The 24,728-nt window shown below is 68.4% G+C and carries 23 protein-coding genes and 5 pseudogenes; 19 read left to right on the top strand and 9 right to left on the bottom strand.

Annotated elements, in window-relative coordinates:
- Positions 1-75: 75 nt before the first annotated feature.
- Positions 76-249 (bottom strand): hypothetical protein, encoded by a 174-nt coding sequence (locus OG776_RS42505; RefSeq protein ID WP_358753813.1) that lies wholly within the window; start codon positions 247-249, stop codon positions 76-78.
- 331 nt (positions 250-580) lie between these two features.
- Here OG776_RS42505 and OG776_RS35050 point away from each other — a divergent pair, with 331 nt between their 5' ends.
- Positions 581-1,024, top strand: coding sequence for an ATP-binding protein (locus OG776_RS35050; protein WP_329323117.1), 444 nt, complete (start codon positions 581-583; stop codon positions 1,022-1,024).
- 280 nt (positions 1,025-1,304) lie between these two features.
- On the opposite strand, the gene OG776_RS35045 is transcribed toward OG776_RS35050, so the two are convergent.
- Complete coding sequence (locus OG776_RS35045) at positions 1,305-1,643, bottom strand: MerR family transcriptional regulator (RefSeq protein WP_329323116.1); 339 nt, start codon at positions 1,641-1,643, stop codon at positions 1,305-1,307.
- 854 nt (positions 1,644-2,497) lie between these two features.
- Here OG776_RS35045 and OG776_RS35040 point away from each other — a divergent pair.
- From OG776_RS35040 to OG776_RS35025, 4 genes and pseudogenes are all read left to right on the top strand, one after another.
- Positions 2,498-2,884 (top strand): annotated as a pseudogene (locus OG776_RS35040) (ATP-binding protein); the annotation flags it as partial.
- Between the two features lie 286 nt (positions 2,885-3,170).
- Entirely contained in the window at positions 3,171-3,977 is an 807-nt protein-coding gene (locus OG776_RS35035) for an alpha/beta fold hydrolase (RefSeq protein ID WP_329323115.1), read from the top strand.
- Positions 3,977-5,332, top strand: coding sequence for a PP2C family protein-serine/threonine phosphatase (locus OG776_RS35030; RefSeq protein ID WP_329323114.1), 1,356 nt, complete (start codon positions 3,977-3,979; stop codon positions 5,330-5,332). The genes OG776_RS35035 and OG776_RS35030 overlap by 1 nt, the downstream gene beginning before the upstream one ends.
- Positions 5,329-5,658: an STAS domain-containing protein gene (locus OG776_RS35025; protein WP_148009628.1), complete on the top strand. Its 330-nt coding sequence runs from the start codon at positions 5,329-5,331 to the stop codon at positions 5,656-5,658. The genes OG776_RS35030 and OG776_RS35025 overlap by 4 nt, the downstream gene beginning before the upstream one ends.
- A 161-nt stretch (positions 5,659-5,819) precedes the next feature.
- On the opposite strand, the gene OG776_RS35020 is transcribed toward OG776_RS35025, so the two are convergent.
- On the bottom strand, positions 5,820-5,996 hold the full coding sequence (locus OG776_RS35020; protein ID WP_148009629.1) for a CsbD family protein: 177 nt from the start codon (positions 5,994-5,996) through the stop codon (positions 5,820-5,822).
- Between the two features lie 182 nt (positions 5,997-6,178).
- On the opposite strand from OG776_RS35020, the gene OG776_RS35015 reads away from it, so the two are divergent.
- From OG776_RS35015 to OG776_RS35005, 3 genes are all read left to right on the top strand, one after another.
- On the top strand, positions 6,179-6,349 hold the full coding sequence (locus OG776_RS35015) for a hydrophobic protein (protein WP_067385923.1): 171 nt from the start codon (positions 6,179-6,181) through the stop codon (positions 6,347-6,349).
- Between the two features lie 337 nt (positions 6,350-6,686).
- Positions 6,687-7,040: a PRC-barrel domain-containing protein gene (locus tag OG776_RS35010; protein WP_148009630.1), complete on the top strand. Its 354-nt coding sequence runs from the start codon at positions 6,687-6,689 to the stop codon at positions 7,038-7,040.
- Positions 7,041-7,253: 213 nt separating this feature from the next.
- Positions 7,254-8,093, top strand: a complete 840-nt coding sequence (locus OG776_RS35005) for an RNA polymerase sigma factor SigF (protein ID WP_329323113.1) — start codon at positions 7,254-7,256, stop codon at positions 8,091-8,093.
- Between the two features lie 663 nt (positions 8,094-8,756).
- Here OG776_RS35005 and OG776_RS35000 read toward each other — a convergent pair.
- Complete coding sequence (locus OG776_RS35000) at positions 8,757-9,416, bottom strand: type III effector protein (RefSeq protein ID WP_329323112.1); 660 nt, start codon at positions 9,414-9,416, stop codon at positions 8,757-8,759.
- 47 nt (positions 9,417-9,463) lie between these two features.
- On the opposite strand from OG776_RS35000, the pseudogene OG776_RS34995 reads away from it, so the two are divergent.
- Positions 9,464-9,568, top strand: a pseudogene (locus OG776_RS34995) (DUF2267 domain-containing protein); the annotation flags it as partial.
- A 257-nt stretch (positions 9,569-9,825) separates the two neighbouring features.
- On the opposite strand, the gene OG776_RS34990 reads toward OG776_RS34995, so the two are convergent.
- Positions 9,826-10,164, bottom strand: coding sequence for a helix-turn-helix domain-containing protein (locus OG776_RS34990; protein ID WP_148009632.1), 339 nt, complete (start codon positions 10,162-10,164; stop codon positions 9,826-9,828).
- 1,000 nt (positions 10,165-11,164) lie between these two features.
- Here OG776_RS34990 and OG776_RS34985 point away from each other — a divergent pair.
- Complete coding sequence (locus tag OG776_RS34985; RefSeq protein ID WP_329326582.1) at positions 11,165-11,905, top strand: hypothetical protein; 741 nt, start codon at positions 11,165-11,167, stop codon at positions 11,903-11,905.
- Positions 11,906-12,933: 1,028 nt separating this feature from the next.
- Here the strand turns inward: OG776_RS34985 and OG776_RS34980 are convergent.
- Both OG776_RS34980 and OG776_RS34975 read right to left on the bottom strand, forming a co-directional pair.
- Entirely contained in the window at positions 12,934-13,197 is a 264-nt protein-coding gene (locus OG776_RS34980) for a hypothetical protein (protein WP_148014574.1), read from the bottom strand.
- Positions 13,198-13,664: 467 nt separating this feature from the next.
- Positions 13,665-13,916, bottom strand: a pseudogene (locus OG776_RS34975) (helix-turn-helix domain-containing protein); the annotation flags it as partial.
- A 355-nt stretch (positions 13,917-14,271) separates the two neighbouring features.
- On the opposite strand from OG776_RS34975, the gene OG776_RS34970 reads away from it, so the two are divergent.
- From OG776_RS34970 to mgtA, 6 genes and pseudogenes are all read left to right on the top strand, one after another.
- Positions 14,272-14,415, top strand: coding sequence for a hypothetical protein (locus tag OG776_RS34970; RefSeq protein ID WP_222723883.1), 144 nt, complete (start codon positions 14,272-14,274; stop codon positions 14,413-14,415).
- 168 nt (positions 14,416-14,583) lie between these two features.
- Positions 14,584-14,913 carry an NAD-binding protein gene (locus OG776_RS34965; RefSeq protein ID WP_329323110.1) on the top strand — a complete coding sequence of 110 codons (330 nt, stop codon included), beginning with the start codon at positions 14,584-14,586 and terminating at the stop codon, positions 14,911-14,913.
- A gap of 617 nt (positions 14,914-15,530) precedes the next feature.
- A pseudogene (locus OG776_RS34960) lies at positions 15,531-15,728 on the top strand (alcohol dehydrogenase catalytic domain-containing protein); the annotation flags it as partial.
- A gap of 174 nt (positions 15,729-15,902) precedes the next feature.
- Positions 15,903-16,589, top strand: coding sequence for a helix-turn-helix domain-containing protein (locus tag OG776_RS34955; protein WP_329323109.1), 687 nt, complete (start codon positions 15,903-15,905; stop codon positions 16,587-16,589).
- 116 nt (positions 16,590-16,705) lie between these two features.
- Complete coding sequence (locus tag OG776_RS34950; protein WP_329323108.1) at positions 16,706-17,149, top strand: pyridoxamine 5'-phosphate oxidase family protein; 444 nt, start codon at positions 16,706-16,708, stop codon at positions 17,147-17,149.
- 374 nt (positions 17,150-17,523) lie between these two features.
- Positions 17,524-20,184, top strand: a complete 2,661-nt coding sequence (gene mgtA, locus OG776_RS34945; protein ID WP_329323107.1) for a magnesium-translocating P-type ATPase — start codon at positions 17,524-17,526, stop codon at positions 20,182-20,184.
- Here the strand turns inward: mgtA and OG776_RS42500 are convergent.
- Together OG776_RS42500 and OG776_RS34940 are read right to left on the bottom strand one after the other, a co-directional pair.
- Positions 20,133-20,495: pseudogene (locus OG776_RS42500) on the bottom strand (cation-transporting P-type ATPase); the annotation flags it as partial. The gene mgtA and the pseudogene OG776_RS42500 overlap by 52 nt on opposite strands.
- Positions 20,496-20,777: 282 nt before the next feature.
- Complete coding sequence (locus OG776_RS34940; RefSeq protein WP_148010732.1) at positions 20,778-21,236, bottom strand: universal stress protein; 459 nt, start codon at positions 21,234-21,236, stop codon at positions 20,778-20,780.
- Positions 21,237-21,680: 444 nt separating this feature from the next.
- Here OG776_RS34940 and OG776_RS34935 point away from each other — a divergent pair, with 444 nt between their 5' ends.
- From OG776_RS34935 to OG776_RS34925, 3 genes are all read left to right on the top strand, one after another.
- A complete protein-coding gene (locus OG776_RS34935) occupies positions 21,681-22,544 on the top strand; it encodes a slipin family protein (protein WP_329323106.1) in 864 nt (287 codons plus the stop codon).
- Positions 22,545-23,095: 551 nt separating this feature from the next.
- Entirely contained in the window at positions 23,096-23,596 is a 501-nt protein-coding gene (locus tag OG776_RS34930; RefSeq protein ID WP_329326580.1) for a hypothetical protein, read from the top strand.
- A 210-nt stretch (positions 23,597-23,806) separates the two neighbouring features.
- A complete protein-coding gene (locus tag OG776_RS34925; RefSeq protein WP_329323104.1) occupies positions 23,807-24,721 on the top strand; it encodes a universal stress protein in 915 nt (304 codons plus the stop codon).
- Positions 24,722-24,728 lie beyond the last annotated feature (7 nt).

Here is a 24,728-nt window from a genome sequence, read left to right as displayed (position 1 = left end):
CGGGTGCCCCGCACTCGTGACGACCTGCGGCGAGAGTCCGACCACTGACCGGGAGCGGGCCGCCGTTGCCTGGCGTCAGGAAGTAAGGGCTTGACGAAGCGTGGGGTGGCAGGGAACGACCGTGTCGAGACCAACGATTTCAACGACCCGCTGAACCGCTGCCCTCAAGGACGCCAGCCCGGTCCAGCCGTCGGCGGACACTGCATCGCGTTGCGCGGCGGCCAGGACATTGATGGCGCCGGCGTCCATGAGGGCGAACTCACTGAGGTCGATAAGCGTCCGCGAAACCCCGGTTCCGTCTACGCGGAGGGCCTGCCGCACGAGTGGACGTTGTCGGCGTCGGCTTCGCCGCTCAACGCCAAGACGCGGATGCCTTTGGCGGTTGCCTGGTTGATCACAGGCCGGGCGTCCTGCCCGGCCGTCTCGCGCTTTGTCTGACGCGTGTCCCCGAAGGGGGCGGGGGAAGTGCTGGACCCTATGGAGGCGCTGCCTCCGTGTAACCGTGCTGGAGGGTAACGTTTAAGGCGGGGTACCCGGCCCTAAACGTGGGGAGCGGGCGGGGAGAGGGAAGCGGTCACGGATGGACGTGACAAGTGAGGCCGACGGCGGGGCGGCCTCGCTGCTGGAGGCGTCGCTCGCGCTGAACAGCGACGGCTCCCGCATAGCCCAGGCCCGCCATCTGGCATCGGTTTTCCTGACGACGGCGCGAGAGAACCACGGCATCCCGGTGGTGACCGCCACGGTCGAGATCGTCCAGCTGATCGTCAGCGAACTTGTCACCAACGCCCGCAAGTACGCGCCGGGACCGGCCCTTTTGCGTCTGCGGGTCACCGATGTCGCGGTCCGAGTCGAACTCTGCGACAGCAACCCCGTCGTACCGGCCGCCAGGCCCCACGACCCCGAACGCATCGGCCAGCACGGCCTGGAGATCGTCAGAGCACTCGCCCAGACCCTAACCGTCGAGCAGACGCCCCTCGGCAAGCGCATCACCGCGGACATCACCCTCACCACGGCCACCACATAACCGGATCCGTCCCTGCGGGAAGCAGCCTCAACCACCACACCCGAAGGACACGGAGGGACTGCATCGACTTGGCCCTCACGACCGCTATCGACAGCCATGTAGAAAACTGCCATAAACGCCCCAGCTGTGCACACACCAGGCGGGAAGCGACCTGCTTGCGTCCGATCACTCCAGCTCCGGGGCGTAAAAGGCGAAGCTGCCCACCACACTGTGCGTCGCGGGGCGACCCGCGAGGGTGACCGGCAGTGAAGCCCTGCGGGAATTGCACGTCCTGGCCGCCTCAGGCGGCGGCTGTTGGGTTCACTGATCCGACGGCGCGGCGGAATTCGGCGTTGATGCGCTGCGCTTCCTCGAGCTGGTCTTCGAGGATGACGATGCGGCAGGCGGCCTCGATCGGTGTGCCCTGATCGACGAGTTCCCGGGCGCGGGCGGCGATGCGCAGCTGGTAGCGGGAGTAGCGGCGGTGCCCGCCCGGGGAGCGCAGCGGAGTGATCAGGCGGGCTTCGCCGATGGCACGGAGGAAGCCCTGGGTGGTGCCGAGCAACTCGGCGGCCCGGCCCATCGTGTAGGCCGGGTAGTCGTCGTCATCGAGACGCCCGAACGGGTCATCTGCTGTCATTGCACCTCTCTCATGGAACGCGTGGAGGGGCCCTGGCACTATGCGCGCCAGGGCCCCGAAGGAACTGCTACACCATCTACCGGCCCTGATACTGCGCCGGCCTTCTGAGTCCGCACCAGCTCACACGGAACGAGAGCGTGTGCGAGGATCGCGGTTGCTCGACCGGAGACCACCTCACTATCGATGTCCTGCGGTACCCGGGATCTACACTCACGCCCGGGCGATCCTGATGGCGCTCCGCCCCTCCATTCTTTCCCTCTGATCAATCACCTGCGTACCGCTGGTACCGCGAACTTCTCAGCGACCTGTCACAGCGTCACTCTTCGGCAGCCAGCCCCGTCGCCCGTCCTGCGACTACTGCTCCGGCTTAGAACCCCACTGCCGAACCTCCCGGTGCGCGCGCCCGCAGCCGACGCCTTCACCGAGGTAATGCTCACTCTCTTCACTGCTGGGCCTTGCGAACTGCACTGACTGGTACTGCAACTGCGGTCCTGCTCACGGTGGCCCCTGATCACCGCGGGCCACCCGGTCCGGTCGTCAGTCCCGTCGCCGTCCTGCGACCACCCTGGCTTCGAAACTCCACCACCGCACCGTCCTGCGCACTGCTGCCCGGCAGTTCGTGTCTGCCGGGCCCTGTTGTCTCTCTGGGCTACGAGAGAAACCATAGCCAGCCGATCACCCAATGTCTACTCCAGCCAACGTAGATTTCCGTTCGTTCGGCAACGAGGTAATCGGCCCCGCGTAGCGAAGGCAGAGCGAGTGAAGCCGTCATGCGCCGGGTTAGCGGGCCGTTGACCAGGGCATGAGCCCCGCGCACACGAACGGCCATGACGATCTCAAGACCGGGGGGCCCGATGGACACGACGAGCGTCAGCGCCGCAGCCGTCCGCCCCACGACATCCGTTGCCGACGCTCGCGAGAGCACCCGGGAATTCCTCGAAGGGCTCGTGCCGGCGGTCGCGGTCGAGCCCGCCGAAACCGTGGTCCTGGTGGTATCGGAGCTGGTCACCAACGCCCTGCGCCACGGCGGCGGCACCTGCGCCCTGGACCTGACCGCTCACCCGGACAGCATCGAAGTAGCCGTACACGACCGCAGTCCGCAGGCGCCGCGCATGCGCACCCCCGACCTGAACGGCGGCACCGGAGGCTTCGGCTGGCCCATGGTCAACCACCTCGCCCACGCCACCGCCGTGACCCGCCAGGCCGCCGGCGGCAAAACCGTCAGCGCCCTCCTCCACCGGTCGCACCAAGACGCCGGCCCTGGCATGACCGGCCCGCTCCGCGTACGGACGGGTGCAGGCGTCTGCCCCTCTGCGGAGCCGGACAGCACACATGCCGGCTGCCGGGATCCGGGTGGCTCGACTACTTGGGTTCGATCGCGTTCTACACCCTCGCCCTGGCCGCGCGCAGATCGCCCGGCCGCACCGACCAGCCGCCGAGGCACGCCGGAAGCGGGAGGGGCGAACACCAGGGGCCCGGTCCGACGGCGGACGAAAGCCGCTTGCTGCTGGGTGGGAGTATGGCGGCATGGATCTCCGCAGCAGGAACAACGTGACGGTCACTGGCCGGGCTAGTGACGGGCCGGTGGTGGTGCTGGCGCACGGATTCGGCTGTGATCAGAACATGTGGCGGCTGGCCGCGCCCGCCCTGGCCGAGCGGTACCGGGTGGTGCTGTTCGACTACGTAGGCTCCGGCGGCTCGGATCCGTCGGCCTTCGACCCCGAGCGGTACTCCTCTCTGAAGGGCTATGCCCACGACGTGGTGGAGATCTGTGAGGAGCTGGACCTGCGCCAGGCGGTGTTCGTCGGGCATTCGGTCAGCGCCATGGTGGGGGTGCTGGCCGCGCGGATGGCGCCGCAGCGGATCGGGGCGCTGGTGATGGTGGCCCCGTCTCCTTGCTACATCGACGATGACGGATACCACGGTGGCTTCAGCGCGCAGGACATTGATGAGCTGCTGGATTCGCTGGAGTCGAACTATCTGGGCTGGTCCTCGACGATGGCCCCGGTGATCATGGGTAATCCGGAGCGGCCTGAGCTGGGGCAGGAGCTGACGAACAGCTTCTGCGCCACCGACCCTGACATGGCCCGCGTCTTTGCCCGCACCACGTTCCTGTCCGACAGCCGCGAGGATCTGAAGAGCGTGACGGTACCGACGCTGGTGGTGGAGTGCTCTCAGGACGCGATCGCACCCCGCGAGGTCGGCGCGTATGTCCACGCCGCGATCCCCTCCTCCCGCCTGGTCACCCTCGACGCCACCGGGCACTGCCCGCAGCTGAGCGCGCCGGAGGCCACCACCGAAGCGATCCTCGGGTTCCTGGAAGTCCTGCGGTGATGTGCCGCACCGGTGAGGAGCCGGGTGAGGGACCGGAGCCGGCGCGGGTCGGGCACGGGCCCGACACGGACGCCTCGTTCAGCGCACTGCTCGAGGACAGCGCCGAGGACCTGTACGAGGCGGCGCCCTGCGGGTATCTGTCGACGCTGATGGACGGCACCATCGCCAAGATCAACGCCACCCTCCTGGACTGGCTCGGCCTGGCACGCGAGACGGTGGTGGGCAAACTCCACTTCCCTGACCTCCTCACCGTCGGCGGGAAGCTCTACCACGAGACGCACCTCGCGCCGCTGCTGCGCATGCAGGGCGCGCTGCACGGTATCGCCCTGGAGATGAAAGCCGCCGACGGGCGCCGTCTGCCCGTGCTGGTCTCCTCTGTGGTCAAACACGGCAGCGAAGGCGAGCCTCTGCTGATCCGCACCACCGTCTTCGACGCCTCCGACCGACGCGCCTATGAACAGGAACTCCTGAGCCGCCGCCAGGAAGCCGAACGAGCACGTGCCGAAGCGGAGCGCGCGCACGCGGAGGCAGAGCAGGCCCGCCGGCAGGCCGAGGCCGACCGGGAACGGCTGGCCGACGCGCTCGCTGTACTGCAGCAATCACTCATGCCTTCCTCGCTGCCCGCCGTGCCGGGCCTGGAGGCGGCCGGCTACTACCACACCGCCTCTCCTGACAGGCTGGGCGGCGACTTCTACGACCTGTTCTCGGTGGGCGAGGGCCGGTGGGCGTTCTTCCTCGGCGACGTGTGCGGCAAAGGCCCCCAAGCGGCCTCCCTCACCTCACTGACCCGGTACACGTTGCACGCGGCGGCCATGCACGACCCCGAGCCGACCGCAGCACTGACCACACTCAACGCCGTCCTGCACGACCGGTACGCCGTCGGCGGCGACCCCCGCTACTGCACCGTCATCTTCGGCATCATCGAACCCGACGCCGACCACGGCCGCACCACCATCCGCCTCGCCTCCGGCGGCCATCCGTCGGCACTGGTCATCAGGGCCGACGGCCGCGCCGACTACCTTCCCACCCCGGGAGGACTCCTCGTCGGCGCTCTGCCCACCGCCCCCTTCAGCACCGCGGAGACCACCCTCACCCCCGGCGACACCCTCCTGCTCTACACCGACGGCCTCACCGAGGCCCGCACCGGCCCCACTCGCGAGCACCTCTTCGGCGACGCCGCCCTGCGCGCCTTCGCCACCGACCATGCCCCCGCCACGCCCCAGGACATGATCACCGCACTGACCGGGCTGCTGGAAGGTTTCGGCGACGGCCTGGACGACGACACCGCCCTGCTCGCGCTCGGTGTCCCCGCAACGCATCCGACCACCGGCCCGGCAACGAACCCACCGCTATGAGCCCCCTGAACATCACCCACCACCATGCCGCCACCGGGCCGGTCCTGCGCGTAGCGGGCGAACTCGACTACGCGACGGCAGGCGCCCTGCGCGAACAGGTCGAACGCCTCGCCCTGAGCCCGGGCCAGGACCTCGTCATCGACCTGTCCGCCCTGGAGTACTGCGACTCCACCGGCATCACCGCTCTCCTCGCAGCCCGCCAACACGCCCAAGCCGCCGACGCAGACATGACCCTGACCGCCGTGCCGGCCAACACCCTGCGCATCCTCAGCATTGTCGGCCTGGACCAGGTCTTCACCATCCGAGGCGGCAGCAGTACCGCGTGACCTTCACGTCATCACGCCGTCGACACGGCGCCCCGTGCACGGGTGAGCGTCGGACCCGAGCTCACCACGCTCGCCAAGCGGTTCTGGCCGGCTACTGGGGGCAGAACAGCACGAATCCCGGCAGCCCACGGACGTGACTGCCGGGATCAGATGTGGTGGGCCTACTGGGGCTTGATGGCGTCCTTGGCCTTCTCCTTGGCCTCGCGCAGGTCGCCCTTGGACTCCTCGGCGTGACCCTTGGCCTTCAGGGACTCGTTGCCGACCGCATCGCCGACGACCTTCTCGACCTTGCCCTTGGCCTGCTCGCCCTTGGCCTGAGCCTTCTCGTCCGCAGCCACAACCACTCACTCCTGTCTCAGTCGAAAGAAGTTTCACCCCTCGTGTCGCCCCGGATTTCGCTCTTGAACCGGAAGGCCGCCGCGCAGACTCCTCGCGGCTCCGGGCTCTCTCTGAAGTGCGCGAGGTCCCCAGGAATGGAGATCGCCACGCGGGGCATACGAGGGCGCGGAGGTTGATAACCATGGTTCCTATTCTTCTTGTTCTTCTGCTCGCCCTGATCCTCTTCGGTGCCGGTTTCGCGCTCAAGGCCCTGTGGTGGATCGCCGTCATCGTGCTGATCGTGTGGGTCCTCGGATTCGTGATCCGCCCCACGGCAAGCGGTGGCAAGCGTGGCCGCTGGTACCGCTGGTAAGCGGCCTGAACAGCGCACCCATGCGGGTGGGGCCCGAACGCCGCGGCGTTCGGGCTCCACCCATTTCCTGTCTTCCTGTCACCGCAGGGCGGAAAGTGGTGATTCTGCCGCTTCGGGGTACCTGGAGGTCATGGCCGGAGGTGGCCGTGACGTCAGGAACCGTGGCCTCCAACACGGCACCTCCGGCCACCGTATTTCTTCTCGGCATGAATGTGTGGGGTCCGGGAGGTCGGGGCACCCGGCTTTCTGAGGAAGCGTCACCGAATTCGATGACGTCGGTAACTCCGCAGTTCGGCTGCGGCAGCAGCAAGGAATCTCGATAAAGGAGCCGTTCTTTATGAGTGACAGCATCTGGGGCTACCAGCCGACCGCCGGCTACACCGCGGGCACTGACCTGACCGGATGGAAGGTCGAGGCCACCGACGGCAGCATCGGGAAGGTCGACAAGCACTCGGACGACGTCAGCTCCTCGTACCTCGTCGTCGACACCGGTGTGTGGATCTTCGGCAAGCACGTTCTGCTGCCGGCCGGGACCGTGAAAACGGTCGACCTGACCGAGCGGAAGATCTACGTCGACCTCACGAGGGACCAGATCAAGGACTCCCCCGAGTTCGACAAGGACAAGCACGTCGGCGACGCCGGCTACCACGAGCAGGTCGGCGGCTACTACCAGACCCGCCGAGGTGTCTGACCTCGCGCACCAGCCCAGAGGTGGGGCCCGCCGGAGACGCTCCGGCGGGCCCCATTTCTCGTAGCCGCGACCAGCGCACCGGGTGAAAGCCGGGTGCGCTGGGTCGGCTGTAAAATCAGCCGGCATGCATTCTTCGAACTCGGGTACGCCGTCTGTTGCCGCCACACAAGAGGCTGGTGACGCGAAGGCTGAATCACACAGGAGGGGCCTGACATGACAGTGACGAAGACGGCAGAGGCACGGACCGTGGCGCTGCCCGAGATCGCGGACCCGTCGCAGGTCGCCCCCAGGGACGCCCGGCAACTGTCCAGGCTGTTCTTCGACCAGCTCGCCGTGCTCGAGGAGGGCACACCCGAGTACCAGTACGCGCGCAACACGCTCATCGAAATGAACATGTCCCTCGTCCAGTACGCGGCCGGGCGCTTCCGCAGCCGGGGCCAGGACGAGATGGAAGACATCGTCCAGGTCGGCACGATCGGGCTGATCAAGGCGATCGATCGGTTCGAGCTGTCCCGCGAGGTCGAGTTCACCTCCTTCGCGGTCCCCTACATCGTCGGTGAGATCAAGCGCTTCTTCCGCGACACCTCCTGGGCGGTCCATGTCCCCCGCCGCCTGCAGGAAGCGCGCATCCAGCTCGCCAAAGCCACCGAGGAACTCCGCAGCCGACTGGGGCGCATGCCCAGCGTCAGAGAACTCTCGCAGCTCATGTGCCTGAGCGAGGAGGAGGTCAACGAAGCGCGCCTGGCTTCCAACGGCTACAACTCCTCCTCCCTCGACGCCACCATCAGCTCCAGTGAGGACGGCGAAGCGGCGCTGGCCGACTTCATCGGCATCGAAGACAACGCTCTCTCGCTCGTCGAGGACTTCAACGCCCTCGCCCCGATGATCGCCGAACTCGATGACCGCGAGCGGCGCATCATCCACATGCGGTTCGTCGAGGAACTCACCCAGGCCCAGATCGGCGAGCACCTCGGTATCTCCCAGATGCACGTCTCCCGTCTGCTCAACCGCACCCTCGCCAAGCTCCGCGAAGGCATGCTCACCACCAGCTGACCGCAGCTGCCAGCAGCGAACCGGTGGTGTTTCCCTCCCCCACCAGGGAGGGAGGCACCGCCGGTTCGCGTCACGGCATGTCGGTGAGGGCGCCTTCCTCCACCTCACGTGTGGATCTTTGGGCGGACAAATCTGGCTGATCGGTGTACCGGCATGCTGGGGGCCGGGCTGAGTCTCTCTCGTGGCGTCGGCGCGGGTGGGGAGTCCTCGGGGACGAGGCGGAGCATGAGCTGGTCGATCAGTGCTTACCGCAGTCCCGCAAGACCTTCGGTCACTGTGGTGCGCTGGTGGCTGGGCGTGCTGTCGAGGGCTGGCGCACGGGGTCATGCGTTATCCATCCGCGGGGCCTGGTCCCTGATCAGGGTCATGCACGCGTCGTCGGACGGCGCCAGAGTCCGATCCGGCCAGACGAGACCCTTGGCCGTCGGCGTGGCCGACGAGTAGGCCGCGCTCTGACGTATGACGATATGCCAGCCCTTGGGGCTCGGTCAGAGCGCCGGCCCCGGATGTGTGTGCCTGCCTCACGCGCTTCTCCAGCTCCGCCAATGATTGCGTGTACGGGTGCCCGAGCAGCGCATCCGTACCACCGCCACTCCAGGGCGACCGGCTTCTGGCATCAGTGCCGCAGCAGAGCACAACCGCCGATCGGGAGCGCTCCGGTGTTCAGTGGTGGTCCTCACCGGCCTGGCGGAGTTGGTCGGCGTGGTGGGTGATGGCGGCGATGCGGGCTGCGAGGTCGGGGTGCGTGGCCTCGAGGTGTGTGTGGGTGTCTGCGAGTGGATCGATGAGGTGGGCGGCATCGCTGTCGGCGAGGGCGTTGGCGAGCCGGGCCAACGGCGTGCGGGCACGGGCCGGGAGGTCCGTGAGCGCGGAGACCTGGCCGGCGAGCTGGCGTAGTTCGGCGGCGTTGGCCCGGGCCCAGGTGGTGGTGGTGCGGTCGGCGGCTCGGCGGTTACGGGTGGCCTGTACGCGCTGTTCGCCGGTGGTGCCGGGTGTGGGGCGTACGCGCAGGTAGCGGCGCTCGGCGGCCTGGCGGCTGGCGACGCCCAGCGGGTGGGCGAGGTCCGCCCAGCTGGAGCCCGCGGCCCGGGCTGCCTCGATCAGTCCAGGTTCCCAGCGTGCGAGTTCGTAGACGGCGACGGGGGCGTCGATGGACTTGCCCCGGTTGGGTATGCCGCGCCAGTCGGCGTGCTGCTTGCCGCGTGCCTGGGCCTCCAGGATCACCGCGGTGGGGGTGTGGTGGACGTGGTGCAGGTCGTGCTCCAGGTCGGGGAAGGCGGCCTTGAGTTCGGCGAAAGTCGCCCTTCTTGATGGCTTCTTCACCGATCAGCGGTCCTTCTCCGAAGGCCTGGATGCGGTAGACGCCGCCGGTCGGCCAACTGGCGGGGCCCGGCCTCATGGACCGCATCCTCGCCCAGCTCCCGTCCGGATACGCGCTGTTGTTCGGCCGCGCCGAACTCACCCAGGCCGCCTGAGAAGAGCACAGCCGATCAGACGTTGAAACGGCCTGCAGTCGAGGCCGAGCTGCCGAGCCAGCGCATTGGCCGGGCAGGCAACAGCAAACCAATGGCAGGGCAAACGGTGATGACGTCAGCAGAGTCTCTTCCCGTTCCTACCGCGCCCTGTTGGCTGGAGGGAAGGTGAGCGGGGGCATGATGCCCCCGCTTCACACGGTCGTCAGCTGCATGACTGAGTACTGGACCGGGAGGCGGAATTGCTGGTCCAAAGCGCGTCAGGTGGCGGCCGTCGAGTTCGCTGATGCGGCGGCGCGGCGGTGTTCGGCGTTGATGCGCTGGGCCTCTTCGAGCTGGTCTTCGAGGATGACGATGCGGCAGGCGGCCTCGATGGGTGTGCCCTGATCGACGAGTTCCCGGGCGCGGGCGGCGATGCGCAGCTGGTAGCGGGAGTAGCGGCGGTGCCCGCCCGCGGAGCGCAGCGGAGTGATCAGGCGGGCTTCGCCGATGGCACGGAGGAAGCCCTGGGTGGTGCCGAGCAACTCGGCGGCCCGGCCCATCGTGTAGGCGGGGTAGTCGTCGTCATCGAGCCGGCCGAACGAATCGTCTGCTGTCATCGCACCTCTCTACGGAACGCGTCGAGGGGCCCTGGTGCCGTACTGGCACCAGGGCCCCGAAGGAACTTCTACACCATCTACCGGCCCTGATACTGCGCCGGCCTTCTGTGTCCGCACGTCCGCCCGGGAGAGGACGGGGAATGCGGGGATCGCGGTTGCTCGACCGGAGACCACCTCACTATCGATGTCCTGCGGTACCCGGGCTCAGCAATTCCGCCCGGGCGATCCTGATGGCGCTCGGCCCCTCCGTTCCATCCCTCTGGGTTCGATCACTTACCGAACGGGAACTGCGTACTGCTGGTGATACGCACCACACAGTGGCCTCTCCCAGCGCCACTCTTCGGCAGCCAGCCCCGTCGCCCGTCCTGCGACTGCTCCGGCTCAGAACCCCACTGCCGAACCTCCCGGTGCGCGCGCCCGCAGCCGACGCCTTCACCGAGGTACTGCCCACCGACTTCACTGCGGGGTACCACGAACTGCACTTACGGGTGGTGCCACTGCGGTCCCGCTCACGGCGGCCCCTGATCACTGCGGCCACCCGGTCCGGTCGTCAGCCCCGTCGCCGTCCTGCAACAAACCTGGCTCCGAAACTCCACCACCGCACCGCCCTGCGCACTGCAACTGCGTACTGCCACCTGGCAGTTCGTATCTGCCGGGTCCCGCTGTCTTCCTGACTACGAGAGAAACCATAACCAAGCCACAACCCAATGTCTACTCCGGCCAACATAGATTTCCGCATGGCCCGTGAGAAGGTAATCGAGCTCGAACAACCACGGCCGCTCACCCGGCACCGCCGCGGCACAACACAGGAGCAGTGCCAGCCGCTCCGAGTTCAGGTCGATACCATCACCAGCCGTCGTACCCCGCGGACGCGTGCCGGGACGGGCTGCCGCACACGCTGCGGCGGACGTCAATCCGGCCCGGCACGACCTACGGCGACGTCACCGTCCGATCCCGACAGTGGAGAGAGAGTTCCGTGGCCAGCGAACCGAGCCCCCAGATGTCAGCTGAGCTCGCGAGGCGGGCGGGTCACTATGCCGCTGCTGTCGCCGAGTGCCTCCTGGAAGCGGATCTGCCGGTGACCGGGATTCAGAGTTGCGGTCCCTGGCGCGACACGGACGGCGAGTACCTCGACGTCGAGGCCGGCATCTCGTTCACGCAGGCATTCCAGGACCAGCATGGCGGGGGCGACTGCGGGCTCCACTGGGCGGGCACGTCCGGCTGGTGTCTCTACACCACCGACAAAGAGGACCGGTACCTGTCCGGTGTCCGGTGGCCCGGGGCCGGCCTGCTTCCCGGGCCCCGGCTCGTCACGGCCTTCCTCGACGCTTTCCGACTCGACCCGGGCGGGGCCGGCAGCAGCGAACAGCCGTCCTACCGACAGGAGGGCCAGGACATCACCACGCTGCTGGACGGCCTGGCCCCCTACCTTCCCGCCCAGCCCTACCTGTTCGAGGAACCCCAGATCCGCTTCGCCGACCTGCACAGACGCGCCTACGAAAACCGCGTGCGCCGGGCACTGGTCTCCGGCGTCTCCGCCCCCCTGACCCACCTGCACCTCCGCCAGGGTGAGCTCACAGCCCTCCTGCACATGCTCGAGTATGCCGAAAGCAGCAACTCCAGCCCCCTCAACAGGCTGCTGGCGGCCGACCTCGGCGCCCGCGCGGGCCGGCCCCCCGAAGCCGCGGAGACATACAAGGGTGCCCTCCAGGAAGCGGACCAACGACGACAAGCGCCTTGAGAGCACGGAGCGCAGACGCAGAACGCGCCGGCCGGCCGCCCCCTCTCTGCGCCGCCCCGGCAGCTTCCCGCTCCACACGACCCCGCTCGGCGCGACGACGCGGGCGGAGCGGGGTCAGGTGCCAGGTCCGCGAGACCCCGCCCCGCGGGCGCTCGGGGAAACGTGCCGGGGTGGGAGATCATCCCAGACCGCCCAACGACCAGACGGACCAACCGGTTTACAGCCCGGCAGCCCAACGGTGCCGCACCTCGCCGAGGGAGGACGGTGGCCGAGGTCGTTCCCAGCGAACCAGGAAGGGTGTCCAAGAGAGCGGCCGGATCGTTTTGACGAACGTGACGGATGATCATTGGACGACCTCCAGCCAGGGCACACAGGCAGGCAGTGGCAAACGCAGAGCCGACGCCCGTCTTCCTGGACAAACGCGCCGAAGGCACCCCGCGCACGCCCGTGGCCAGACCCCAGCAGAAGCCCCGGACCAGGACACGCCCGTGTACACACAGCTCGCCAAGGAGTGGGCCGCCCGCGGCGCCACCGTCCCCTGCCGCCCCGACCCGCTGTGGCAGCGTCTGGCTTCTCCCGACCACCTCAGGCACGAGACAGAAAGCACCTTGCGCCAACTACACCTGGAAGGGAACGCCCACCCCGCCGACCGCACACCCGATCTACCTCAACCGGAAACACCCCGCCGTGCCGATCGATGAGCCCTGCCGAAACGTCCCCTGCAGAAATCCTCCCACGCGGCAACCGCTGTCGACGCGTGGCGCGCTGCCCCTCGACGCATTCCCGCATGCCTCCGCCTTCCAGGCGGAGGCATGCGGGGTAGGTCCGTATCCTGACGCTTCATCAGAGCAAGCGTCACGCTTCATCAGAACAGGCGCCAAAAGAGCATCGCGGCGACATCACGCGCGTGGTGACGGAGGGCGGCGGCGATGTCTCCGACACCGCCCAGCCGGAGCCGGGCTGCGATCAGTATCGAGAAGGGCTGCGACGCGGCGGGCCGCAGTCATCCCGCCACGGCTCTTCGGTTTTCAGGTGCGGACCGTCTCGCCAGTAATCTTTTCGGGGGTGATGAGAGCATCGCGCTCGTAGGTGTGGAGAGCGAGGCCGAGGGCGAAGAATGTGGCCGCCCATTCGCCGACGAAAATTCCCCAGCGGTCGGCTCGCTCGATGCCGCGTGCCTCGGCCTTCACTGAAGCGAACCAGGAAACAACAGATAGACCGATGGACGCAAACCCCGCGGTATAGGCATGCTCGCTGGTCATCCCGGCCTCATGTAGCTTTTTCACGAACATAGCTGCTCCCAAGACGCTAGAGAGAACGATGGGAAGGGGTTCCGGCGTAGCCACATCTAGGCTGGCCCGGGCACAGACCCGTAGTTCCAGGAGACCACCAGCACTCCGAACGGGCCACCGGAGCACCCGCCGGGGTTCCCCTGGCGTAGCGTGCCTACCTTCTGCTGCCTCCTGATGGCACGGCTGGTGGCAGCGCACCCCCTCCCGTCCCGGCCTTTGCACGTCGCCTTGGGGGTGTTCCGGCTACGCCTCCGTTGACGAGTCCCAGTACTCGCGGTGGACGTGCGGCCTGAGGGGGTTGGCCGTCAGAACGTCCATGTAGCGGTTCAAGATCACGGCAGGGGTGCTCGCCCAGGATGTACTGATCAGCTGCTGGATGCCGGGAGGAACCCGCTCGTCGCCGGGGGACGGACTGCCGTGTCGCGGAGCGGAGGTGGCGGGGGCGTACAGGTGCCGTGCTGCGTCCAGGTCGAGCTGGAGGACGCGAGCGAGGGCATCAAGGACGGCTGGTGAGGGGTTTTGATCGCGTCCTTGCTCGAGGCGCAGGTGTACTCGCTGCTGATGCCGGCGAGCAGGGCGACCTCCTCGCGGCGCAGGCCGGGCACGCGGCGGCGGCCCCCGCCGGGCAGGCCGACATCCTTGGGGTCAACGAGGTCTCGACGCGCTCGCGGGTAGCTGCCGAGGTGGTTGGCGCTCACGTGCTCCACGGTACGAGGCATTCGGCACCCACGCGGGTCGCCTCCGTCGGCTGATGATCTGTGGCCCGGTTTCCTGGTCCTGGCACTACCAGTGTTGATGCGGCCCTGGCTGGGGTCGAGACGCAGAGCAACGATGACGGGGACAAGAAGTACGGAATGTTCCGGTCCCCCGTGTACGTGACCCCATCTGGAAGGTGGCCACAGGGAGCAGCCCTGAACAGCAACGTTTGGCCGTCGGCTTCATCGGACGGGGAGACCAGGGCGCCCCCATGGCCCAGGCGATCGGAGACCGTGGTCCCGACCTCCACCTGTGGGCCCGACGCCCGACGTCGGTGGCAGACGCCCGCGTACCGTTCACACCACGGTCGTCGATCTCGTGGCCGCCAGCGACATCCTCGCGCTGTGCCTGCTCGACGACAACGACATCCGGGACGTTCTGAATACCCCAGGGGGACGCGAGCATCTCCGGCCGGGGACGGTAGTCGTCAATCACGGCACCGGAGATCCGGGCGAGACGTGAAGATCGCCGAATCCCTGTGCAGCCTTGGCGCCTCTGGATGCCCCGGTCAACGGCGGCGGCCCGGGGGCGAAGGCCCTGCACGCACCCTGACCACATTCGTCGGCGGCGACGAGGGCGCCTTCCTTCTCCACCCGCGTCAGCCACATGGGCCCGGTCGGAAGCGGTCAGATGACCAAACTCCTCAACAACGTCATGACGATGTCGAACCTCAAGAACGCCGTGGACCTGGTCCGCCTCGCCCAGCAGCTCAACGTGGACATCCCGGCCGTCCTCGACGTGATCTCCGACAGCAGCGGAGGCAGCGCCTCACTGCGCACACTGGGCACTGTCATCACCCCCCACCTGCAGGGCCTGATGCGCAAGGACATCGAGCACTTCGCCGATGCCGTAAGAGCCCAGGGTTTCGACCCTGCGGAACTGCGCCGCCGTGCACTGGCTGGCGCCGACGGCCTGGTGAAGGCGGTCGCCCTCGCAACCGCACCGGGCCACGCGGCCTGACCCCCCTCACCGTCTGATCCCCACCGCGCCCCTCTCCGCACCGGCACCCCGAACTTCCGCTCCCACGCTCCCGACCGGTATCACCTGCGCCGGCACCGCGAGCACGACCCGGCGTCCCGGTTGTGTGCCTGTTCCAGGCGATCCAGGAGCTCGGCCATCAGGGCACCCCTCAACATGCCACCAGGTGATTCCCCCTCCGCTGTCGGCCGGCTTCGTTCGCGCGTCCGGATTCATGGGGCGACGTTCGGCCGGCGCAGGAGCGCCGACCCCGCCAGGCTCGTCGAGGACTTCGAAGGCGTGAACCGGGACCGGCCGGGCGAGGAGTTCCCTCGGTGGGCCGTTCGGCTCTTGTTCGTGAGGTGTGGCGCCACCGTCCGCGTACGGCAAGACCCCGGACCGGCCCGAACTGCCCGCCCGGCCCCTGATGGGTACCGACCGGCCCAAGCGGACGGCAACTGTCACGCCCAGGATGGACATACAAGGTCAACCCATGCGTGGGACGGTCGCCGCGCGGCGTTCCGCTCACCGTCGGAGACCAACGGTGGTCGCGGGCCACGGTGAAGCCGCATGCCGCCTCCGCCGTCACCGGCGAGGGCCAGGCACAGAAAAGGGGTGTCATGAGAGCACTCGTGTTCCATGGTTCCGGAAAATCCGCGTGGCAGGGCGTCGCGGATCCCGCAATCCAGAACGCCACCGATGCGATCGTCCGCGTCGACGCGGTCACCATCTGCGGGACTGACCTGCACATCCTCAAGGGTGACGTACCGGAGGTCCGTCCCGGCACGGTGCTCGGACACGAGGCTGTCGGAGAGATCGCCCTCCATCGCCTCCAACGGGAAGGTATGGGTCACCAGGGACGACGTGGGCAGATGAGGCCTATGACGTCTTCTCGGGGGCCGCGGACACCGGCGCCCTGAAGATCGTCCTCGGCGGGCCGCAGCACGACGCCCTGACGGTCACGACATCCTGAGACGAGGAAGTGAACGGCCATGCCGGAACAGACATCGACGCCCGCGTCGTCCGCCACCGTGGACCACGCGTCGGGCGACATCGGGCACCGTATCGCCCGACGACGCGAGGAACTCGGCCTGACCCAGGAAGAGACCGCCTCCCGCGCGGGTACTGCTCCCGGATACATCAGGTACCTGGAGGAACAGTGCACCGCCATGCCAGGCATGAGCGTACTCATCCGCCTCGCCGACGTCCTCGAGACCAGTGTGGCGGCCCTGCGTGGCGGTGAAGCCGACCTGCCACCAGGGATCGGCAAGGCCGCCCGCCACTCCGAGCTGGTGGAACTGAGCGCCGAGGAGTGCCGGGCACGGCTGTCGACACACGGCGTCGGAAGACTCGCGACGGACACTGCCGGCGGACCGCTCGTCGTCCCCCTCAACTACACAGTCGTCGACGATGCGATCGTCTTCCGGACGGCACCCGGCTCGGTGCCCGCCGAAGTGGTCGGCAGCGACGTGGCGTTCGAGGTCGATCACATCGACGAAGCGCTCAGCCAGGGCTGGAGTGTCCTCGTACGCGGCCGTGCCCGGGCCGTGACGGACGCGGACGGCGTGCGTCGGCTGGAGGAACTCGCGTACAGCGCTCCGTGGGCCGGTGGCGAACGATCCCTGTGGGTGTGCGTCGATCCGGCCGCCGTCACCGGGCGTCGGATCGACGTGCCCTGAGTGTCGGTACCGGCGGCCGCCGCTCCGTCGTCCGGCGGGGACCGGTCGGCCCCGCGGCGTGCCGTTCCACAGGCGGCAACGCATGCCACCGCACGCCTTGAGAGTTGGACCCCGCGATGAATCCCCACGACGGCTTCCGTGAACTCGACCGCGAGGAGTGCCTGCGTCTGTTGTCGCGGGTCCCGATAGGCCGCGTCGTCCACACGCGCCATGCCCTGCCCGCCGTTCTGCCGGTCAACTTCAGCCTGGACACCGATTCCGCTGTGGTGATGCGGACTTCGGCCGACTCGGAACTGGTCGCCGCGATCGACGGTGCGGTGATCGCTTTCGAAGCGGACGAGGTGGATGCGGCAGCCCGTTCCGGCTGGAGCGTCGTGGTCACCGGACGCGCCGCGATGGTGACTGATCCAGCCGAGCATGGCCGGCTCGCCCGTACCGGCCCGCGCTCCTGGGTGGCCTCGCCCGAGGAGGTGTTCATCCGGGTCGAGCCCGAACTGGTGACCGGCCGTCAGCTGGTAGGGGGCCGCTCCGTCCACGGGCTGGGGCTGTCCTCCTCCTGATCATCGCTTCGGCACGCGAAATGCTCCGTGCTGCGGTCGAGCGACTCTCCTGAGGCATGCGCATGAGCCGAATCGGTGCCCTCCGGACGAACGGCATCAACCAGCACGATCGAACACCTATTTCTTCCGTCACCCGGCCCCGTCCGACCACAGGAGCAGCAACGTCATGAACACCTTCCATGTCGACTCCGAAGTCGGTCACCTCCGCCAGGTGATCCTTCACCGCCCCGGACCCGAACTCGCACGCCTGACCCCGCCGGGCGTGACAGCCCCAGAGCGGCGATGAGTATGACCAAGCAGCAGAGCCGACATAGCGAACCCGGTCGGTATCCCGCACCGCGGGACGGTATCCCCGTCTCCGGAGGTGGGGCAGGGTGAGCGACCTTGCCGGGGCGCAGCCGCCTGTACTCGCGCCCGGAGCGGTGTCGGCGGCGGCTTTGCCGGCGGACGACGTCCTTCGGGCGCTGGGTGTCGTGGCCAGGGAGGGACTGGGGGGCGAGGAGGTCGCGCGACGGCTGGCGCAGTTCGGGCCCAACGCGGTCGCCACGCACCGTGCCCGTGTGTTCCCCGTGCTCTGGCATCAGCTCCGGTCCCCGCTGCTCGGGCTTCTGGTGGCGGCCGCGGTCGCGTCCTTTCTGGTGGGGGAGCGAAGCGATGCGGTGATCATCGGGCTGATCGTGAGCGCGTCCGTGGGACTGGGCTTCGTCAACGAGTACCGGGCCGAGAGGGCAGCCGAGGCGCTGCACTCCCAGATCCACCACCAGACCGTGGCGCTGCGCGACGGCCGGGCCACCATGGTGGATGTCACGGCGCTGGTCCCAGGTGATCTGGTGGAACTGCGGCTGGGTGACATCGTGCCGGCGGACCTGCGGTTGACGGACGTCACGGGATTGGAGTGCGACGAGTCGGTGCTGACGGGCGAGTCGCTTCCGGTCGACAAGCACCTCGCTCCGGTCGCCGCCGGGACCCCGCTTGCCGAACTGTCCGGTTGTGCCCTGATGGGTACGGTCGTGCGGACCGGCGCCGCCCGCGGGGTCGTGGTCGCCACCGGGGCACACACCGAGTTCGGCAAGATCGCCGCCGGGCTCGACACCCATCCGCTCGACACCGAGTTCCAGGTGGGCCTGCGGCGCTTCTCTCTGCTGCTGGTCTACGTCGCGGGCGCGTTGACCACCTCGATCTTCGTGATCAACGTAGCCCTGCACAAGCCGATCATCGACGCGCTGCTGTTCTCACTGGCCATCGCGGTCGGCATCACGCCACAGCTGCTGCCCGCCGTCGTCTCGACCAGCCTTGCCGCCGGGTCGCGCCGGATGAGCCTGCGCAAGGTGCTGGTCAAGCGGCTGGTCTGCATCGAGGACCTGGGTGATGTCGATGTCCTGTTCACCGACAAGACCGGCACGCTCACCATGGGCCGCATCGAGTACATGCGCGCCGTTCCCGCGGGCGGCCACGGCCCCGACGCGGTGGTGAGGTGGGGCCTGCTCAGTACCGAGAACGCGGCACGCGACGCGGAGGACGTCGGCGGGAACCCGCTGGACCAGGCCCTGTGGCGGTCTCCGGCCGCCGCGGGCGAGCGGGCCGCGCTGGACGCGTACACACAGGTCGCGATGGTGCCTTTCGACCACGAACGGCGCATGATCTCGGTCCTGGTGCGGGATGGGGACGGCTGTTCGAGCCTGGTGACCAAGGGGGCCCCGGAGACCGTCCTGGACCGGTGCGTCGACGTCCCACCCGCGGCCCGTGACGCGCTGGCGGCGGAGTTCTCCGCGGGCAACCGGGTGGTCGCCGTCGCCACCCGGCCCGTCGACCCTGCGACGGAGGCCGTCGGGCCCGAGGACGAGTGGAGGCTGAGCCTGGCCGGACTGCTGGTGTTCCTCGACCCGCCCAAGCCGGACGCTTCCGCGGCGCTGCGCAGGCTCTCCGGCCTCGGCATCGCGGTGAAGGTGGTCACCGGCGACAACGCCGCGGTCGCCGCCAAGGTCTGCCGTGACCTGGGGCTCACCGACGCGGGCGCGATGACCGGCAGCGAGATCGACGCCCTGGACGACGCACGACTGGCCGAGGCGATCACCGGGACCACCGTCTTCGCGCGCGTGAGTCCCGAGGCCAAGGCACGTATCGTGCATACACAGCGCCGCAGCCGCGGCGGCGTGGCTTTCCTGGGCGACGGGGTCAATGACGCACTGGCCCTGCACGCCGCCGACGTGGGCATCTCCGTCGACTCGGCGACGGACGTCGCCAAGGACGCGGCCGACGTCATCCTGCTGGAGAAGGACCTCGACGTCCTCGCGGACGGTGTGGCCGAGGGCCGCCGGATCTTCGCCAACACCATCAAGTACGTGTTGATGGGTACCTCGAGCAACTTCGGCAACATGGCCTCCGCCGCGGGTGCCTCGCTGTTCCTGTCCTTCCTGCCGATGCTGCCCTCGCAGATCCTGCTGAACAACCTGCTCTACGACAGCAGTCAGCTGGCCATCCCGACAGACAACGTCGACGATGACCAGCTGCGGAAACCCTCGCACTGGGACATCGCCTTCATCCGCCGTTTCATGATCTCCTTCGGCCCGCTCAGCTCGGTGTTCGACTTCGTCACCTTCGGCGTCATGCTCTGGGTCTTCCACTCCGGACCGGCCCAGTTCCGCACGGGCTGGTTCGTCGAATCGCTGGCCACCCAGACGCTGGTGATCTTCGCCATTCGCACCCGGCGCATCCCGTTCTTCCGCAGCCACCCCAGCCTGCCACTGACCCTCGCCGCGCTCGCCGTCGTCACGGTCGGCGCAGTACTGCCGGCCACCGCACTCGCCCACACCCTGGGCTTCCAGCCGCTGCCAGGGGCGTTCTTCGCCACGCTGGTCGGCATGATCCTCGCCTACCTGGTCCTCATCGAGATCGGTAAACGACTCTTCTACGGGGCCGCGGCCGTGCCACCTTCACTTCCCGGGCACTACACAGGCCGCCGTCACCTGCGACGCCGTGCCGCTCACTTCAGCACTGCCGGGCCCCGTCCCACGCCGGTCGACGGCCCGCCTTGATGCCGACCTTCGGTCCTGCCCCGAGTTGTCGCACGCGACGCGGGCGGTGGGCGGTGGGCGGCGGGAACGCGGCCAGTGCCTCCACGGGCCTTCTCGGCCTGCGTCTCCTGGACGAAGGCGAATCCGGCGTTCAGGAGGATCACGGCCACAACAGCGACCGAGAGCGCCGGTGTTCCTCCGGCCCAGGCCGGAACGGCGGCGAGGGCGAGCAAGATCGCCAGTGGCTGGGTGAACCGGGAGAGCAGCTCGCCGGTCCAGCACCTGCTCCCGGATCGGGTCAGCCCGTTCGGGCCGTGGACCAGTTGCCTGCGGGCGGCCTCCGGCCGGTGAGGCCCGAGGGGGAGGCGCGCAAGCCGCGGAAGAGTACTGCCGGTGGCCGCAGTTCGTCGGCCTGCTCGGCGTTGTCCCGCTCACCGGCCGGGCACGCCTCTCCCCGATCAGTGCGTGAAGACCGGGCCATGAAGAACCTTCCCCGGTATGGAACGTGCCTGAGATGATGCGGATACGCCTCGCAGCCGTTGCCATCAGGTCAAACAGCTTCGCAGCCAAACGCCGTTGGGGTTCTCAGCCGGGTCGACTCCGCGTCGCTCGGGTCACGGTTCGGGGATGACGACGACCGGGCAGGGCGCGTGCTGCACGCAGTGCTGGCTGACCGAGCCGAGCAGGATGCCGGAGAAGGTACCGTGACCCCGGCTGCCCAGGACGAGCAGTTGTGCGTTGCGAGCCGCGTCCATCAGTACCTGCGCGGCATGGCCCTCGGCCACCCGGATCGACACCTCGGCAGGGTGGTCAAGCTGGCCGCGCACCGTGGTGACGGTTTCCTGCAGGGCGTGTTCGGCGGCCTTGGCGAACTTGCCTCCTTCGGGCATCGAAGGGTCCCATCCATAGCTGTACCCGTACACCTCGGGGTACTGCCACGCGGCGATCGCCTCGACGGTGCTGCCGGTCAGCTTGGCCTGTGCTAGTCCCCACCTCAGTGCCGCCTGCGAGCCGGTCGATCCGTCGACACCCACGACGACGGGCCAGGGTTTCTCGTCTGTGTGCTGGTGCATGGCGTTCTCCTGCCGATCGGTCGAGAACTGAGCCGACGCGCGAAGCGCACCGCGGGCCCGTGTCACCGGACTTTCGACGGCGGCGCCGATACATGGGTGCCGGCCCGTCGCTGGGAGACCGGAGACACGGCATCACGCTACATACTCTCGCCGAACCCGCTGACGACCAACCGGCCTCGGTACGAGGGCCGTTCGGGCCTGTCTTTCGGGTCCTGCACGTCGGCCGACGACGCTGCACGGAATCGGGGACCGTTCGGCCCCTGTCCGTGCCGCGGGAAGCGAGTCATGCTCGGGACACGGCACGAACGGCCGAGTCGGCCAGACCCGCCGCTACGGGTCATTCGCCCCTTCGGGCCCGGGAGCACCGACCGGCTTCTGTGTCTTTCGCGCTCCGGCTGGAGCGCGAAAGACCAAAGGTCTCGTGCCCTATCTGAGGAGCAGCACATGGGAGTACTGATTTTCCTGATCATCGTGGTGGCCGTGCTGGTCGTCGTGGCGATCGGCATGGCCATCAAGGTCGTCAAGCAGTTCGAGAAGGGGGTGCTGTTCCGCTTCGGAAGGCTGGTCGGGCCTCGCTCTCCCGGTCTGCGCTTCATTGTTCCGTTCGTCGATGTCCTGCACCGGGTCTCGCTGCGGATCGTCACGATGCCCATTCAGTCGCAGGGGATCATCACGCGCGACAACGTCAGCGTCGACGTGTCGGCGGTGGCCTACTTCCGTGTCGTGGACGCCGTGAAGTCGGTCATCGCGATCGAGAACGTGCACGCGGCGATCAACCAGATCGCCCAGACCACGCTGCGCAAGGTCGTCGGACAGCACACCCTGGACGAGACACTGTCGGAGACCGACCGCATCAACCTGGACATCCGCGAGATCCTCGACGTCGCCACCGTCGAATGGGGTGTCGAGGTCACCCTGGTCGAGCTCAAGGACATCCAACTGCCCGACAGCATGAAGCGCGCGATGGCCCGCCAGGCCGAGGCCGAGCGGGAGAAGAGGGCGAAGATCATCAACGCTCAGGGCGAGTCACTGGCCGCAGCAGCGCTCGGGGACGCGTCGGACATCATGATGGACCACCCCTTGGCCCTCCAACTGCGCAATCTGCAAAGCCTGGTGGAGATCGGTGTCGACAAGAACACCACCGTCGTCTTCCCCGCCCCGCTGATGAGCACGATCGGTGAGCTCGGCTCCTTCCTCGCCCGCGAGTCCGCGGCCGCAGGCACGGGCGCCGCGACAACGCCGCCGCCGGCCGACCGCGCCACGCCCGACCCGGAGCCCGCATGGAACGGGGCACCCATGCCGGTCTGATCCAACGCGTCGCCGTGGTGGCCTGCCAGGACAAGCGTTCTGACAGGCCACTGCCCTCGCCCGCGAGGGTGGTGCCCCTGTGCCCCACCTGAATGGGGCCAGTCTGAGGGGCAGACGTCCCGGACCCCGGCGACTCACTGCCAGCTGACACGGATGCACCGCAGTGGCTTGCTACGGCCACACGACGCGTCCCCAGCGGCCGCCGGCCCGATCCCGACTCTCCCTGCCGTAGGCCGCATTCACGCACGGCTGCGCTGCGCGTGGCACCCACGACCGTGTGTCCTGAGGCATCAGCAGGGTCCGGTGCTCCGGTCCTCGTCTCCCGAAGACCCGCCCACCTGCCTTCCACAACAGTGCCGGCCCACCGCTTACAGATAGCGGCACCATGCCTGCCCCTCAGGTACTCACGGCGCATCCGCACGGCAGCGAAGGCCCTGGACTGAGCAGTCGGACAGGCGGATCCGGCAGCGATCCGATCGCGCGCATCGGACCTGGCCGACCGCCTTGGCCGTCCACTCAGCCGCCGAACTCAGCCCCCGGAGTCGGCTGTGGTGACCACACCGGACAGGACCCGAACCGCGGACACACCACCCGGTGAGCGCCAGATCGAGCGTCTCCTCGCCCGCCGACGCTCGATCGTCGCCTGGTGCGACCGTCACCTGATGGCCATCCACGCCCTGTCCGCCCTCATGACGGACGACCCTGGCGTTGTCGACGCGGCCCTGTCCGAGGTGCTCAGCCATCCCGTGGAGCCTGCCCACGGCTACACCCAAGGAGAGGATCACGCCCCGTCCGTGACCACCACCCACCGAGCGTTCTCACAGCCCGCTCCCCGACACCTGCCCGCCACACGCGACCACTGTCCCCATATAGCCGCCTCCCCGTACGACCGCATCGAACTCGCTCTCCACCTCGTCGGAGAACGCTCCTGCACCGGCGTCTCCCGAATCCTGGGGCTCCCCGAACGCGCCGTCGCCGCCCGGCTGCGGTCGGGACTGTGGATGCTGTTCACCCCCTGTGACGGCGATTCCGACAAGATCAGGCTGCTTTGACTGTCTGGTTACTGGCCAGAGCCTCGTGGGTGCGGCCGCCGGGAAGTCCTACGGACCGAGGCGGTCGCATCGTGGACGCGAAGCGATGTCCGTACCGCGGGACCTTCGGCCCCATGGTGTGTACCCGTCGGCCCTCGTCATCCGGGTTCGGGGTGAGGAGGCTGGGCGGGACCGGCATGCAGGCGCTGCCAACTGAATGCGAGTCCCCCGATGGCCACCGTTCCCGTATCCAGTTCCCATGGTCTCAAGCCTGTCGTCGTCGGCGTCGGCCCGTCGGAGGCAAGCAGGGCCGGTGTTGCCTGGGCTGCGGAGGAAGCGGTACTGCGGCGTCTGCCGCTGCGCCTGGTGCATGCCCTTGAATGGCCCCCGGGGGCAGAACCCCATCCGCATGTGGCGCACCCCGAGCGCACCTGGAGCGCTCATTTCCGCGCGGGCGGTGAGATGGTGCTGCGCGAGGCAGCGGACCTCGTTCGCGAGCGGCATCCGGATCTTGAGGTCGATGCGCGTACTGCTGATGGTCCGCGCGCCCGCGTGCTGGTTCAGCAGGGAGCGGAGGCGGCCCTGCTGGTGGTGGGGGCGAAGCCGTTGAACGTGGTGGAACAGCTGTTCGTGGTCTCTCCGCTGGGTGTCACTCTGACCGCGCATGCGGGGTGTCCGGTAGCGGTGGCACGCCGGCAGCAGGTGACGGCCGTCGATCCGCACCTGGTCGTCATCGGTGTCGATGGTTCGGCCAACTCCCGTGAAGCCATGACGTTCGCCTTCGAGGAGGCGGCTCTGTCCGGTGCGCGCCTGAGGGCGGTTACGGTGCGCCACCTTCATCCCGGCCGTCCGACAGGCGGCGAAGGAGACGACGTGGAGAACCAGTCCCGGGCCGAACTCTCGGAGGCGACCGCAGAATGGCGGGAGAAGTACCCGCGGGTGGAGATCGAGTACCGGGTGAAGTACGGACACCCGGCGCGAGCCCTCGCACACACGGCTGCACACGCCCGGTGCCTGGTGGTCGGCTCCCGGGGGCTCGGCGGCTTTCGGGGCATGCTGGTCGGCTCGGTGAGCCACGTTCTCCTGCATCAGGCAATCTGCCCGCTGATAGTCGTTCCCCCTCAGGGCGGGCCGGCTGCGTACTGACCCGCCG

It is taken from the genome of Streptomyces sp. NBC_01689, assembly GCF_036250675.1.
Classification (GTDB): Bacteria; Actinomycetota; Actinomycetes; order Streptomycetales; family Streptomycetaceae; genus Streptomyces.
This window is presented reverse-complemented; position numbering and strand designations above follow the sequence as displayed.